Source organism: Streptomonospora sp. PA3 (assembly GCF_009728995.1).
GTDB lineage: Bacteria > Actinomycetota > Actinomycetes > Streptosporangiales > Streptosporangiaceae > Streptomonospora.
This window is the reverse complement of record NZ_VTZW01000003.1, coordinates 90,829-104,687: the sequence shown is the minus strand read 5'-3', so window position 1 is coordinate 104,687 and position 13,859 is coordinate 90,829. Positions and strand designations below refer to the sequence as shown.

Here is a 13,859-nt window from a genome sequence, read left to right as displayed (position 1 = left end):
GCCGCCCCTTCCGCGTTCGCGGGGACCGGGGGGGGCGTCGTCGCCCCGCCGAGGCCGTCCGGCTTTCGTCTCAGATGACCTGCCGGGACCGGCTCGCTAGCATTGCCGGGTGACTTCCCCGTACCCCTGGCACAGCACTCCCCCGGGCCCGCCGCAACCGGTGCCGTACTACGGCGGCGCCCGGCCGCCCGCCGGCCCCGGCTCCGTGGCCTCCTTCGGCCGGCGCCTTACCGCCCGCGTGATCGACTACACGCTCCTGTCCATGGCGGTGTTCCTGTTCTTCGTGCTGGTCTCGGCGATCGCCGACGTCTCGCTGGGCCCCCAGGAGATCGCCGACAGCTACTTCAGCGCCTGGGCCGTGCTGTTCATCTTCGGTACGGGCCCGGTGATGTTCCTCCACGACTGGCTGTGCAACGCCGCGCGCGGGCGCACGCTGGGCAAGGCGGCGGTGGGCATCCGCGTCGTCCGCACCGACGGCGCGCCGCTGCGCCAGGGCCAGTCGGCCGGCCGCGCCGCCGTGTTCGGGCTGCCGCAGACGGTGCCGTGCCTGGGCACGCTGTTCACGGTGATCGACTGCCTGTCCGCGCTCGCCGACGCCACCGCCATGCAGACGCTGCACGACCGCGCCGCCGGGACGGTCGTCGTACGGACCTGACCGGCACCGCCCGGCGCCGGCGGCCGGGCCGATCAGTCCTCGACGGCCTCGAAGGCCAGCACGCAGGCGGTGAGGGCGTGCACGTGGTTGCGCCCGGCGACCGGGCCGATCTCGCCCGCGGCGAAGAAGCCGCTGACGCTTTCGATCCCGAGCTGCTGCTGCACCAGCCGCACGTCGTGGTCGGAGGTGGGGAACATCGACGAGCCGCGGCCGCTGCAGGAGAACAGCAGCGCGGCCGAGGCGCGGCCCGCGGTCTCCTCGCCGAACGCCTGCAGGCGCTCGATCAGGTCGGCGGAGGCGCTGTCGTGGTCGCGGACCTGGAAGCGCACGGTCTGGCCGACCTCGACCATCTCGCCGATGGTCAGCGCGCCGGTCTCGGGGTCGGCGCCGACCACCGAGCGCACCAGGAAGTCGCCCTGTTCGTGGCTGTCGGCGTACTCGTCCATGGCGATGCCGATGTGCAGGCCGCCGGCCGCGAGGTCCTGCTCCTCGGGCGGAAGCGAGTTGACCAGGGCCTCCAGCCGCTCGTAGGCCGGGCCGCCGGCCAGTTCCAGGATGACGTTGCCCTCGGACTTGGTGACGGCCATGGGCCGGCCGATGGGCCTGCACCCCTGGCTGACCATCGTGCCCGCCACGCCGTCCCCGCCCAGGATCAGGCCGACGGCGCCCGCGTCGGCGACCTCGCCGTCGCAGAACAGCCGCACCGAGTCCTGGCCGCGCATGCCGTCGGCGAGCCCACCGACGATGGGCAGCCCGGACAGCGCCTCGGTGGAGCGCGCCACGAACGACTGGGCCGGGAACTCGTAGGGGTTGGCCAGCAGCAGCGCGGCGCGGTCGGTGGAGTCGGGCTCGTGCATGCCCACCACGGCCAGGTGGTCGCCCTCGGGGATGACGTCGAGCCGGAAGGGCGTCGCCGTCACGGACGGCAGGTGGGCCGCCCACACGCTCACGGCGCCCTGTTCCTCGACGCCGCGGCCGCCGCCGACCACGCCCGTCGCGCTGCACCCGAGCGTGACCGCGCCGCCGGCCAGCGCCATGGCGCGCTCGCCCGCCAGCGTGACCTCGTCGGGATCGGCGCCGCAGACGAAGAAGCACAAAAGGTCGGCGGGGGCGTCGAGGCCGCGTGTGGCCTCCTGCACCGCTCGCTCGGCGGCGCTCACAAGGTCGGCGCCCGTCGCCAACGCGTCACCGAACCTGGCCATCGGCCGCCACCTCGCTCCTCGGACCCGACTTCTCCAACCGGACCATACTCCCAGCCACACGCGGTCAAACCCGTACAGCGCCCGCCGTATTTCACCGCAGCGGTGGTGGTGCTTCCCGCGCCCCTCCGGCCCCCTCGGCTGATGTGTCTCATGCCACTGGCGCACGCGGCCCAGGTGCATAGACTCGACCCTGTGTCTGCCGCGAATACTGGCCGCACCGGTCCCGACGACCCGTCCGCACGCCGACCCGCCACCGCCCCCGGTCGAGACGTTCCGAGTGGTCTGCCTTCGACGCTCGGCGCACTGCGGGCCTCCGGGCACGCCTACCGCCCGGTCAAGCACGAGGTGCGCGACAACCTGCTCGCGCGCATGCGCGCCGGCGAGGACCGCTTCCCCGGCATCGTCGGCTTCGACGAGACCGTGCTGCCCCAGGTCGAGCGCGCCCTGCTCGCCGGCCACGACCTGGTCCTGCTCGGCGAGCGCGGCCAGGGCAAGACCCGGCTGATCCGCACGATCTCGGCGCTGCTGGACGAGTGGACGCCGGTCGTGCAGGGCTGCCCCGTCAACGACCACCCCTACGAGCCGGTGTGCTCCCGCTGCCGGGCGCTGGCCGCCGAGGCCGGTGACGACCTGCCCGTGGCGTGGTGGCACCGCGACGACCGCTACGGCGAGAAGCTGGCCACACCCGACACCGCCGTGGGCGACCTCATCGGCGACATCGACCCGATCAAGCTGGCCGAGGGCCGCAGCCTCGGCGACCCCGAGACCGTGCACTACGGACTCGTGCCGCGCTCCAACCGCGGCGTGTTCTGCCTGAACGAGCTGCCCGACCTGGCCGCGCGCATTCAGGTGGCGCTGCTGAACGTGCTGGAGGAGCGCGACATCCAGATCCGCGGGTACGCGCTGCGCCTGCCGCTGGACGTGCTGCTGGTGGCCAGCGCCAACCCCGAGGACTACACCAACCGCGGCCGCATCATCACCCCGCTCAAGGACCGGTTCGGCGCCGAGGTGCGCACCCACTACCCGCTCGACCTCGACGAGGAGGTCGCGCTGGTGCTCCAGGAGGCCGACCCGGTGCCGGGCGTGGTGGTGCCCCGGCACCTGGTCGAGATCGTCGCCCGGTTCACCCGCCTGGTGCGCGACTCCTCCTCGGTGGACGACCGCTCCGGGGTCTCGGCGCGCTTCGCGATCGCCGGGGTCGAGACGGTCGCCGCCTCGGCACGCCGCCGCGCCGCGCTCACCGGTGAGGACAGCCCGGTGGCGCGGGTCTGCGACCTGCCGCCGATCGTCGAGACGCTGCAGGGCAAGGTCGAGTTCGAGGTCGGCGAGGAGGGCCGCGAAAGCGAGGTGCTGGCCCACCTGCTGCGCCGGGCCACCGCCGAGACCTTCCGCCGCACGCTGGGCGGCGCCGACCTGTCCGCGCTCACCGAACTGTTCGCCGACGGCCAGACCGTGGAGTCCGGCGAGCTGGTCAGCGGCGCCGAACTGCTGCGCGGCGTGGGTCCGCTGCCCGGCCTGGCCGATCTCATCGCGCGGCTCTCGCCGGAGGAGGACACCGGCGAGACACCCGGTTTCGCGGCCTCGGCGGTGGAGTTCGCGCTTGAGGGGCTGTACCTGAACCGGCGGCTGTCCAAGGACACCGTGCGCGATCGCACCGTCTACCGGACCTGACCCGGCCTGAGCCGCCGCCGGAGGGGAGAGACACCTGTGAACCGCTTCCGCTACGGCGAGTACGACGACGGGCCCGACCCGCTCGCCCCGCCCTACGACGTGCGCTCCGCGGTCGACGAACTCGGCCGCGACATCATGGCCGGCGCCGATCCGATGCGCGCGCTGCGCGATCTGCTGCGGCGCGGCACCCAGGGCGTGCGCGGGCTGGACGACCTGCTGCGCGACGTGCGCCGGCGCCGCGAGCAGGTGCGCTCGCGCGGCCGCCTGGACGGCACGCTGGAGGAGGCCCGCGCGCTGCTGGACCGCGCGCTGGGCCAGGAGCGCGCCGAGCTGTTCCCCGACCCCTCCGACGACGCGCGGATGCGCGAGGCCGAGCTAGACTCCCTGCCCGAGGACACCTCGGCGGCGGTGCGCCGGCTGGCCGACTACCGGTGGCGCTCCCCAGCCGCCGCGCAGAGCTTCGAGGAGCTGCGCGACCTGCTGCGGCGCGAGGTGCTGGACACGCGTTTCCAGGGGATGAAGGATGCGCTGGCCGGCAGCACGCCCGAGGACATGCAGCGGGTCCGCGAGATGGTCGACGCGCTCAACGGGATGCTGGAGGCCGACGAGCGGGGCGAGCACACCCAGGCCGACTTCGACCGCTTCATGGACGCCTACGGCGACATGTTCCCCGACGAGCCCCGGCCGCGGAACCTCGAGGAGCTGGTCGACTCCCTGGCCCGGCGCGCGGCGGCGGCCAAGCGCATGATGGATTCGCTCAGCCCGGAGCAGCGCGCCGAGCTGCAGGACCTCATGGACGAGGCCGACGCCCGGTCGGGGATGAGCCAGGCTCTGGAGCGGCTCTCCGGCGCGCTGCGCGCCCGCCGCCCCGACCTCGACTGGAGCGGCGGCGAGCGGATGGAGGGCGAGCAGGGCTTGGGCATGGGCGACGCCACCACGGCTCTGCAGGAACTTGCCGACCTGGCCGAGCTCGACACCGCGTTGAACCAGGGCTACGCCGGGGCGGGGCTGGACGACGTCGACGAGGAGGCGGTGCGGCGCGCGCTTGGCCGCCGGGCGGTCGACGATCTGGACCGGCTGCGCGCGGTCGAGCGCGAGCTGCGCGAGCAGGGCTATGTCGAGGGTTCGCGCAACCGGCTCCGGCTGACTCCCAAGGCGGTGCGCCGCCTGGGCGAGACCGCGCTGCGCGAGGTGTTCGCCGCGAACACGCCGCGCCCGGGCGGGCACGCCGACGACGCCGCCGGGCACTCCGGCGAGGCCACCGGCGCCACACGCGCCTGGGAGTTCGGCGACGAGGAGCCGCTGGACGTGGTGCGCACGCTGCGCAACGCGATCGGCCGCGGCGGTGCGCGCACCGGCCGCCCGATCCGGATGCACCCGGAGGACTTCGAGGTCGCCGAGACCGAGCGCCGCGACGCCGCCGCGGTGTGCCTGCTGGTCGACCTGTCCTACTCCATGGCCCTGCGCGACCTGTGGAGCAGCGCCAAGCAGACCGCGATGGCGCTGCACTCGCTGGTGACCACGCGGTTTCCCCAGGACGCCGTGCAGGTGATCGGGTTCAGCGACTATGCGCGCGAGCTGCCGCCCAACGGGCTGGCCGAGCTGTCCTGGGAGCCCGTGCAGGGCACCAACCTGCAGCACGCGCTGCTGCTGGCGGGGCGGCATCTGGATCGGCACTCCGACTTCGAGCCGATCGTGCTGGTGGTGACCGACGGCGAGCCCACCGCGCACCTGCAGCGCGACGGGTCGGCGGCCTTCGCCTGGCCGCCGTCGCCCGAGACCACCGCCGCCACCCTAGCCGAGGTCGACCGCATGACCCGCCGCGGCGCCAACCTCAACGTGTTCCTGCTGGCCGACGACCCCCGGCTGGAGCGCTTCGTCGACGAGGTGGCCCGCCGCAACGGGGGCCGGGTCGTCCGCCCCGACGCCGACCGGCTGGGCGGCTACGTCGTCCGCGACTTCCTCTCCCGCCGCCGCCGGGCGGGGTAGGCGCGCCGGCGCGGCCGCCGGGCGGTGCCCGGATTCAGCCCTGTGCGGCCGCGGGAGCGGGCGCCCCGGTCTCGAACCACAGGACCATGCCGGCCCCCAGGGGTGTCACCGTCTCGGTCACCCGCAGCACCCGCTGTTGGGACCACACCGTCCGCAGGGTGCGCAGCGCAGGCGTTCCGGCCTCGACGCCGAGTGCCGCCGCCTCGTCGGGAGCGGTCGCGTGGGCCGCGACCTCGTCGCGGTATCCGCTCTGCACGTGGCCGTTTGCGGCCAGGACCTGGATCGTGCCCGCGGAGATGTCGGCGGGGCCCTCCAACTCGGTGCCCGCCGCCAGATCGGCGGGGTAGTAGGAGGTCTCAAGCGCGACGGTGTGCCCGTCGACGGCGCGCACCGCACGCCTGATCAGTGCCGCGGAGGCCCCCAACCGGGAAGCCACGGGCGGCGGCGCCTGGTTCGTCCGCTCGACCTGGAGTTCCTTGCTCGGCCGCCGACCGGAGTCCACGACGAACTGGTCGAACGCGTCGTGGTCGCCGGCGGCGTCGCGTACCCGCTCCCGGCTGGCCGGATAGTGGAAACTGGGGGATCCCTCGTTCACAGGTACACCTCTCGCAAAAGGGTCGTAATCGGTAGACCTATACCCTTTTCGCGAAGGCGCATGACCGACCGTCGCCCGCACTCTTCTCTTACCGGTACCCGCTCGGGTGCGCCGGTGCGCCCGGCGTCCGGATGCGGTCACGGCTGTGCGGGTGGCGTTCCGCCGGCTGTGCGGTTAGCGGTCGGAGCTGGTCTCACCCCCTTCGGCGCGGGAGGACTGCGGTCGTGACGGCGGTCGAGGGCCTCAGCGGTCGTAGACGTTGACGTCGGTGGCCATCTGCAGCAGTTCCGGCGCGATCGCGCCTTCGGCGTAGAGCAGCTGGTGGCGGTCGGCCGGCAGGTAGGTGCGCGTGAACCGGATCGGCGTGGTGTTGGAGTAGGCCACGCGCTCGTGGACGAGCAGGGGCACGCCCGGCCCCAGGGCGAACCGGGAGGACTCCTTGAGCGAGGGCATCTTGGCGCCGACGACGTCCCAGGACCCGGTCTGCGGGTAGCCGAGGTCGGCGAGCAGCTTCTTGGTGCCCTCGGGGATGTTGGCGGGGCGGTCCAGGTCGGTGCCCTCGGCGATGTAGTCGGGGTAGTAGGACTCCTGCCGCTCCCACAGCCGCGGCCCGACAAAGCGGTCGCAGCGGCGGATGACGACGAAGCCCCGGGCCTCGGAGGGGTCGAGGTCGAGCAGGTGGGCCAGCGTGCCCGTGGCCGCCTCGCGGCCGACCATCAGCTCCTCGCGCGGCGCGACCCCCTGCTCGCGGCGCATGCGCTCCAGGTAGTTGTCGTAGCGCTCGTCGTCGGACTGGCCCTGAAGCGGTGAGGCGAGGTGGACGGTGGGGCGGTACTGCCGCACCGTACTGCCGCTGCCCTGCTTGGTGTTGATGCGCCCGCGGTTGGACAGTTCCTGCAGAGCCCGCCGCACCGTGTTGCGCGAGGTGCGGTAGGTCTGGATCAGCTGGTCCTCGGTCGGCAGGGAGTCACCGGGGGCGTAGCGCCCCTGGTCGATCTCCTCCATGAGGTCCTGAGCGATCTCGATGTGCCGGGGCTCCATCGCCTCTTCGCCTCTCGGGTCGGGCAATTGGTTCCAATGATTCTACCCAGAAGCCTTGACTCACCCTCCGCCAGACCGCATCCTCGTAATTGTAGGAATGAATCTAATGAAGCTGAACAGGAGACAAAGAAGTCTGACAAGCACTGATCGACGGGTCCAATGATTTGGGTTCATTCCTCTCCCGGGCACCCCGCCGGGAACCGCACGGAGCGCAGGACGGGCGCACCGTGCGCGACGAGAGGAGGGGAAACGCTATGAACCTGGCAATCGGGATGATCGTGCTGCTCCTGGTGGCGTTCTTCAGCATCCTGCTGGGGATGCTGGTGGCCGCCACCATCGGCATCAAGCGGAACGACCGCGGGCACTACCGCGCTCTGCGCAACGGCCGCGGAACCGACCGCACCTTCTCGGGCGCGGGCCGGACTTTTACCGGGCTCCGCTTCGTGCCCGACGGCTCGGCGGCGGAGGGCGACGACGAGGACGCGACCGAAGGCGGAGATGAGAAAGAGGACGGCTCCGCGTTCGGCCGGACGGGCGCCCTGGTCTAACCTCCCCTAGACAACCGAAGATCGCAGTCCGCGCAGTCCGCGGACGGATCGCGTGCCCGGTCACCCCGGGCGCGCGGTCGTATGTTCCCACCAGCGCGCCGGCACCCGGACCCGGCCGCGCGACCAGGCCCCGACCAGGGGCGGGCTCGGCGACACACCGCCCGCGATACACGGATCCGACACGCCGAACCCGTAGCTTTCCACCAATGCGGTCCGCTCGCGCGGGTGCCTGCGCAGCGGGCCCGCGTCGCCGGACGACTCCGGCTCGCAGCCGCTCCGCACTACTTCACTCAGATAGATAGGACGCGCCGTGACCGACAACGGCCCTCTCCCAATCCCGTACTCGCCCCAGTGGGTCAGGCTCCCCGAGCCCTACGTGGACGCCGTCGCCCTGCGGCTGGCAGCGGAGGGCGTCACCGTGCTCGACCATTGGAACGATCCGATGGATCCCCGGGACGCCACTGTCATCGTCCGCGGCCATGACGGCGGTCGGCTGCGCTTCGTGTGGGACGAGGAGAGCGGCTGGCGCTGCGGTCCGCTGGACGCGGAGGGCTGGACCCCGCTGGAGGCCACGCGGTACCTGCCCGGCGGCCTGCTGCCCGACCCCGCCGAGGTCGCCGCAACCGTGCGCGGCGTCCTGGCCGGCCAGCCGGCAGGAGCGGCCGAGCGCCCCCGGTACCGCTCCTTCCACGACTACGGCGACGGACTCGACGCACGGTTGGCCGCCTACGCCGCCGTCCGCGCGGCCTGACGCCCGGCCTGCGGGCGTGCGGGCGGGACCGCGCTCGGCGGCCGCCCGCGCGCCCGCGGCGGCGTCACTCCTCCAAGGCGTTGACCAGGTCGGCCACCAGGTCGTCGGCGGACTCGATGCCCACCGACAGGCGGACCAGGTCTGCGGGGACCTCCAGCGGCGAACCGGCGGCCGAGGCGTGGGTCATCCGACCCGGATGCTCGATCAGCGACTCCACGCCGCCCAGCGACTCGCCCAGGGTGAACACCCGCGTCCGCTCGCACACCTTCAGCGCCGCCTCCTCCCCGCCGCGCGCGCGGAAGGACACCATCCCGCCGAACGCCCGCATCTGCCGCTCGGCGGTCTTGTGGCCGGCGTGCTCGGGCAGGCCCGGGTAGTACACCTCGCCCACGGCCGGGTGGCGCTGGAGCGCGTCCACGACCCGTTCGGCGTTGGCGCAGTGCCGGTCCATCCGCACGCCCAGCGTCTTGGCGCCGCGCAGGGTCAGCCACGCGTCGAACGGCCCGGCGACCGCGCCCATGGTGTTCTGGTGGAAGGCCAGCCGGTGGCCGAGTTCGGGGTCGGAGACGACCAGGGCGCCGCCGACCACGTCGGAGTGCCCGCCCAGGTACTTGGTGGTGGAATGCACCACCACGTCGGCGCCCAGCGTGAGCGGGCGCTGCAGGTAGGGCGAGGCGAAGGTGTTGTCGACCACGAGCAGCGCCCCGCTGTCGTGGGCCACTGCCGCGAGCGCCTCGATGTCGCTGATGGTCAGCAGCGGGTTGGTGGGCGTCTCGGCCCAGATCGCCACCGTCTCGGGGCGCACGGCGCGGCGCACCGCATCGGTGTCGGACTGGGCGACGGCCTCCCACTCCACACCCCAGCGCTCCAGCACTTTGGAGAACAGCCGGAACGTGCCCCCGTAGGCGTCGGCCGGGATGATCACGTGGTCGCCGGGCTTGGCCACCGTGCGCAGCAGGGTGTCCTCGGCGGCCATCCCCGAGGCGAAGGCCAGCCCGCGGATGCCCGACTCCAGCGCCGCCAGGCACTCCTCCAGAGCGGCACGTGTGGGGTTGGCGGTGCGCGAGTACTCATAGCCGCTGCGCAGCCCGCCGACGCCGTCCTGTGCGTAGGTGCTCGTCTGGTAGATGGGGACCACGACCGCGCCGGTCTCGGCGTCGGCCTCCTGGCCTGCGTGGATGGCCAGTGTCTCGAAACCGTCGAACGTCATGGGGCTCACACTAGCCGCGGACGGGCCGCGCCCGCCCGGGGAGCAGCCGGAGCGCGGGCCTCAGCCGGCCAGCTCCTTGATGTAGGCCTCCCAGTGCGGTTCCGGATCGGCGGGGCGCACGGCGGCGCGCAGGCGCTCGGGGGTGCCGGGGGTGTAGAACCGGCGCAGCGCGCCGGCGAGCCCGGCGGCGTCTCCGGGTTCGCACAGCAGCCCGTCGACCCCGTCGGCCACGTCGTCGGCCAGTGCGCCCGCGCGGGTGGCGATCACCGGCAGGCCGTGCTCGTGGGCCAGGTACACGTTCTGCGTGGCCGTGGCCGAGCGGTAGGGCAGCACCAGGGCGTCGGCGCCGGCGAACAGGCCGGGCAGCTCGGCGGCGGGCACGTAGCCCTCGCGGAAGTCGACGCGGTCGGCGACGCCCAGCTCGGCCGCGAGGGCGCGCAGCCGCTGCGAACCGCCCCAGAACTCCCCGGCGACGGTGAGGCCGACGTCGGCGGGCGCTCCTTGGGCGAACGCGCGCAGCAGCACGTCGACGCCCTTGTAGGGCCGGACGATGCCGAAGAACAGCAGGTTGCGCCGCAGGCCGGGTCCGGGTCCGCCCTCCGCGGCCGCCGGGGCGGGTTCGGCGCCCGGCGCGGCGGGCAGGTGCGGCGGCAGCGGTGCCCAGCGGATGTCGGCGTCCGCGCCGGCGAGCCCGCGGGCGAGGCGGGCCTGCTCGGGCGAGTGCGCCAGGATCGCGTCCGTGCGCCGCAGCAGGGCCCGCATCAGGGCGGTGTCGCCGGGGCGGCGCTCGTGCGGCAGCACGTTGTGGCACAGCGCCACCGTGCGCGCCCGGCCGCCCACGCCGGCCAGGATCGCCAGATAGGGCACCGCCTGGGCGGGGATCAACACGGTGACCACCACCAGGTCGGCCGCGGCACCCATGCGGCGCCCGGCGCGCCACCAGCCCGGCGGCCATCTCCAGGAGAGGTCGCGCCGCGTGTCGCCGAACGGCTCGCCCTCGGGGTGGGCGAGGGTCTGGTCGCCGGGGTAGAGCAGGGCGGGGTACTGGGCCCGCCAGGACTCGACGGCCACCTCGTGCCCGCGGGCGGCCAGCCGGTGGGCCAGTTCGGTGGTGTGGCGCGCGCCGCCGCCCTTGTAGGGGTGGGCGGGGCCGACCAGGCTGATGCGCACGGCCGGCTCAGGCGCCGTCGCGCGAGCGGACGATCAGGTCGGCCAGCAGCGCCATCGCCGCCACGATCAGGCCGCTCGTCAGCAGCATGATCGTGTTGTTGGGGATGTAGAGCGGTTCGCGCACCTGGTCGAAGACGAACTTGGCGGTGCCGATGCCCAGCAGCCACAGCGCGAGCGGCATCAGCACCTTGAGCGGGTTGAAGTACATCACCATCCGCAGCACCTGCAGCAGGTATCGGTAGGCGTCCCGCACGAAGTGGAACTTGGAGGTGCCCGAGCGCTTGGCGTAGTCGATCGGGACGTAGTGGATGAGGTGCTGGTTGGACAGGAACGCCAAGGTGATGGTCGTCACACAGGAGAATCCGGGCGGCAGCAGGCGCAGATAGGGCAGCGACACCTCGCGGCGGAACGCGCGCAGCCCGGAGTTGAGGTCGGGGATGCGGGTGTTGGTCAGCCGCTCGGCGAGCTTGCGGATCAGCCACTTCATCGGCACCCGCAGCAGCCGGTGGGTGCCCGACTCCTGGGTGCGGGCGCCGACGACCTGGTCGATGTCGGGATTGGCGGCGAGCAGGTCGACGAGCTCGGGGATGCGCTCGTTGGGGTAGGTCATGTCGGCGTCGGTCCACACGACGATCTGGCCGCGGGCGCGCTGGGTGCCGATGCGGCGCACGGTGCCCGCTCCCCCGTTGTGTCCGAAGGAGATGACCCGCAGGTGCGGGAAGAGCGGCTCGGCCTCGCGCAGCAGGGCGAGGGTGTCGTCGGTGGAGGCGTCGTCGACCGCGAGCAGCTCGTAGGTGCGGTTGGAGGCGTCCATGGCCGCGCAGATCCGCTCGACCTCTTTGACGACGTGCTCCTGCTCGTTGAAGCAGGGCAGCACGATGGTCACATACGGCGCCGGCTGCGCAGGGCCGTCTTCTTCGAAGTGGGGCATCTCGCTCACGGTGGGGTTCAGCATAGCTCCGCGGCGCGGCGGCCGGGTCAGCGCAGGACGGCGATCCACACGTCGCCGTCGAAGATCCAGGCCCCCGAGGGCGGCTGCATCAGCGTGCTGGGGTCCTGCTCGGTGTTGACGGCGAAGGGATGGCGCAGGGGCGTGTCCGGCGGCACGTGCGGCATGATGTGGCGCGGCTCGGACGCGGCGAGGACGGGCGTGCGGCCGCGCTCGCGGATCTCCTCGATGATACGTGCGGTGTCGCGTTCGGGGCGGGAGGAGACCAGGGCGGCGGTGGGTACGCCGCACATGCCGCGCACCAGTTGCATGTAGCCGCCGTAGACGCCGTCGACCATGAGCACGCTGGCGTCCGGCGGGACGGCCCGGCACAGCTTGCGCACGGCCGCGACGCTGCCCACGTCGGAGCGGTAGGTCATCACCCCGGCGGCGGTGATCGCCGTGGGCACCAGCATGACGGCGACCCCCAGCGCGGCGGCGGCCGCCGCCATCGCCCGGCGCAGCCGCGGCCGCACCTGGGGCTCGGTGCCGAGCCGGTGCGCCAGCCAGGCCGTGAACCACATGGCGAACAGGATGAACGCCGGCAGCACGAGAACGATGAGGCGCCGGCTCGCCCACGGATGGTCGGGGGTGATCGCCGGGCGCAGCAGCGTGGTGACCACCGTCCACGAGAGCACCATCGCCGGCAGCACCCACTGCGGTGCGCGGCCGAGCATGATGCGCCGGACGATCACCGCCGCGCCGAAGGTGCCCAGCAGCACCGTGCCAAGGCCCACGTACCAGCCCACCCAGTACAGGCTCATCTCGTAGTAGGTGCGGTCGGGGTTGACGTGCAGGTCCTCGATCTCCTGCACCTGGCCGATGAAGTCGGCGGTGGCCTGGTCGCCGTGTCCCAGGTCGGTGTAGAACAGCGGGCGCAGGGCCAGGGCCGCCATCACCGCGAGCACGGCCAGGGCCGCGGCCGCGGGCAGCCACGCGGGCCTGTCGCCGCGGGGCAGCCCGCGCCGCCACAGCAGCGCGACCGCCGCGGCCACGCCGGCGACCACGGCCGCGCTGATCCACAGCAGCGGGATGAGCGAGGCCGACAGGTGCTCCAGGTAGGGCCGCGAGAGCCGGTACCCCGCCACCGCCCCGTAGCCGGTGCCCACCGCCAGACCGCCCAGCAGCGGCGCCGCCTGGCCGCGCCGCGCGAGGAGCAGCAGCCCGCCGAAGGCCACCAGCGGCAGCAGGTCCCGCAGCGCCGTGATGCGCACCACCAGGCCCAGGCCGAAGACCAGCCCGGCGGCGCCCGCCAGCGTGTGCCACCGGCTCCAGCCGCCGCCGGAGCCGACCCGGCGCGTCAGGGCGTCGAAGGCCAGCGCGAGGGCGCCGAGCAGCAGAACCTGGGCGACCGGCTCGCTGTAGGTGGAGCGGCTGATCCACTGCTGGGTCTGGCACACGGCCAGCAGCAGCGCACCGGCGGGCGCCCAGCGGGGACCGACGAGGCGGGCGGTGAGCCCGCCGAAGGTGAGCACGCCCAACCCGCCGATGATCGGCGGGGTCACAAGCATCCCGGTGATCCCGCCGAGCCAGTGGCCGACGGTGTAGACCAGCGGCGCGCCGGCCAGGAACTGCGGCCAGATCACCTCGCCCACCTGGTAATAGGCCAGGCTGCCGTAGTGGAGGGCGGGGTCGTCGCCCGCGATGAGGTGGCGCTGCTGCGGGATGGGCAGCGACCCGTGCTGGGCGATCCAGGAGGTGAACTGCGCATAGGAGGCGGGATCGCGGCGGATCACCAGGATCTCGGAGTGGTAGCCCAGCTGCACCGCGGCGAATGCGGCGGCGATCGCCGCAGTCAGCGCGAACGGCCACCACGGCAGGCGGCCCTGCTCCGCCGGCAGCGCGGGGACCAGTCGGAAGACCCCCAGCATCCCCGCTGCCACCGCCGGTATGCCCAGCAGGGCGCCGGTGAGCGGGCTGAGCGCTCCGGCCACCAGCAGGGGGAACGCGACGAGCAGCCACGCCGACAGCGCGACGGCCGGTGCCGCGGTGACGCGTGCGAACAGGCGCGCGGAGGTCGATCCCATGAGGGCACCTTC

The 13,859-nt window shown here is 73.3% G+C and carries 12 protein-coding genes; 5 read left to right on the top strand and 7 right to left on the bottom strand.

Going from position 1 to position 13,859, the window contains the following annotated elements:
• Window positions 1–109: 109 nt before the first annotated feature.
• Window positions 110–655: an RDD family protein gene (locus FZ103_RS00905; protein WP_343233318.1), complete on the top strand. Its 546-nt coding sequence runs from the start codon at window positions 110–112 to the stop codon at window positions 653–655.
• Between the two features lie 32 nt (window positions 656–687).
• Here the strand turns inward: FZ103_RS00905 and FZ103_RS00900 are convergent, their stop codons facing one another.
• Window positions 688–1,857 carry an FIST N-terminal domain-containing protein gene (locus FZ103_RS00900; RefSeq protein ID WP_155998098.1) on the bottom strand — a complete coding sequence of 390 codons (1,170 nt, stop codon included), beginning with the start codon at window positions 1,855–1,857 and terminating at the stop codon, window positions 688–690.
• A gap of 282 nt (window positions 1,858–2,139) precedes the next feature.
• Here FZ103_RS00900 and FZ103_RS00895 point away from each other — a divergent pair, with 282 nt between their 5' ends.
• Together FZ103_RS00895 and FZ103_RS00890 are read left to right on the top strand one after the other, a co-directional pair.
• Window positions 2,140–3,528 carry a sigma 54-interacting transcriptional regulator gene (locus FZ103_RS00895; RefSeq protein ID WP_255429703.1) on the top strand — a complete coding sequence of 463 codons (1,389 nt, stop codon included), beginning with the start codon at window positions 2,140–2,142 and terminating at the stop codon, window positions 3,526–3,528.
• A gap of 36 nt (window positions 3,529–3,564) precedes the next feature.
• A complete protein-coding gene (locus FZ103_RS00890; RefSeq protein ID WP_186355619.1) occupies window positions 3,565–5,517 on the top strand; it encodes a VWA domain-containing protein in 1,953 nt (650 codons plus the stop codon).
• A gap of 34 nt (window positions 5,518–5,551) precedes the next feature.
• On the opposite strand, the gene FZ103_RS00885 is transcribed toward FZ103_RS00890, so the two are convergent.
• Together FZ103_RS00885 and FZ103_RS00880 are read right to left on the bottom strand one after the other, a co-directional pair.
• On the bottom strand, window positions 5,552–6,112 hold the full coding sequence (locus tag FZ103_RS00885) for a UTRA domain-containing protein (RefSeq protein WP_155998095.1): 561 nt from the start codon (window positions 6,110–6,112) through the stop codon (window positions 5,552–5,554).
• A gap of 243 nt (window positions 6,113–6,355) precedes the next feature.
• Complete coding sequence (locus FZ103_RS00880; RefSeq protein ID WP_255429684.1) at window positions 6,356–7,180, bottom strand: GntR family transcriptional regulator; 825 nt, start codon at window positions 7,178–7,180, stop codon at window positions 6,356–6,358.
• Window positions 7,181–7,407: 227 nt separating this feature from the next.
• Here FZ103_RS00880 and FZ103_RS00875 point away from each other — a divergent pair, with 227 nt between their 5' ends.
• Complete coding sequence (locus tag FZ103_RS00875; protein WP_155998094.1) at window positions 7,408–7,701, top strand: hypothetical protein; 294 nt, start codon at window positions 7,408–7,410, stop codon at window positions 7,699–7,701.
• 310 nt (window positions 7,702–8,011) lie between these two features.
• Complete coding sequence (locus FZ103_RS00870) at window positions 8,012–8,452, top strand: DUF6292 family protein (protein WP_186355618.1); 441 nt, start codon at window positions 8,012–8,014, stop codon at window positions 8,450–8,452.
• A gap of 64 nt (window positions 8,453–8,516) precedes the next feature.
• Here the strand turns inward: FZ103_RS00870 and FZ103_RS00865 are convergent, their stop codons facing one another.
• From FZ103_RS00865 to FZ103_RS00850, 4 genes are read right to left on the bottom strand one after another with little or no spacing between them, the layout of a single operon-like run.
• On the bottom strand, window positions 8,517–9,662 hold the full coding sequence (locus FZ103_RS00865; RefSeq protein ID WP_155998093.1) for a cystathionine gamma-synthase: 1,146 nt from the start codon (window positions 9,660–9,662) through the stop codon (window positions 8,517–8,519).
• 60 nt (window positions 9,663–9,722) lie between these two features.
• Window positions 9,723–10,832 carry a glycosyltransferase family 4 protein gene (locus FZ103_RS00860; RefSeq protein ID WP_186355617.1) on the bottom strand — a complete coding sequence of 370 codons (1,110 nt, stop codon included), beginning with the start codon at window positions 10,830–10,832 and terminating at the stop codon, window positions 9,723–9,725.
• A gap of 7 nt (window positions 10,833–10,839) precedes the next feature.
• On the bottom strand, window positions 10,840–11,763 hold the full coding sequence (locus FZ103_RS00855; RefSeq protein WP_155998536.1) for a glycosyltransferase family 2 protein: 924 nt from the start codon (window positions 11,761–11,763) through the stop codon (window positions 10,840–10,842).
• A 47-nt stretch (window positions 11,764–11,810) separates the two neighbouring features.
• The gene (locus FZ103_RS00850) at window positions 11,811–13,847 is read right to left on the bottom strand and encodes a hypothetical protein (protein WP_155998092.1); all 2,037 of its coding nucleotides are present in this window, start codon (window positions 13,845–13,847) and stop codon (window positions 11,811–11,813) included.
• Window positions 13,848–13,859 lie beyond the last annotated feature (12 nt).

Coding starts and splice junctions, on each gene's coding strand:
- FZ103_RS00875 (WP_155998094.1), top strand. CDS start 7,408: ATGAACCTGGCAATCGGGATGATCGTGCTGCTCCTGGTGGCGTTCTTC.
- FZ103_RS00900 (WP_155998098.1), bottom strand. CDS start 1,857: ATGGCCAGGTTCGGTGACGCGTTGGCGACGGGCGCCGACCTTGTGAGC.
- FZ103_RS00865 (WP_155998093.1), bottom strand. CDS start 9,662: ATGACGTTCGACGGTTTCGAGACACTGGCCATCCACGCAGGCCAGGAG.
- FZ103_RS00855 (WP_155998536.1), bottom strand. CDS start 11,763: ATGCCCCACTTCGAAGAAGACGGCCCTGCGCAGCCGGCGCCGTATGTG.
- FZ103_RS00850 (WP_155998092.1), bottom strand. CDS start 13,847: ATGGGATCGACCTCCGCGCGCCTGTTCGCACGCGTCACCGCGGCACCG.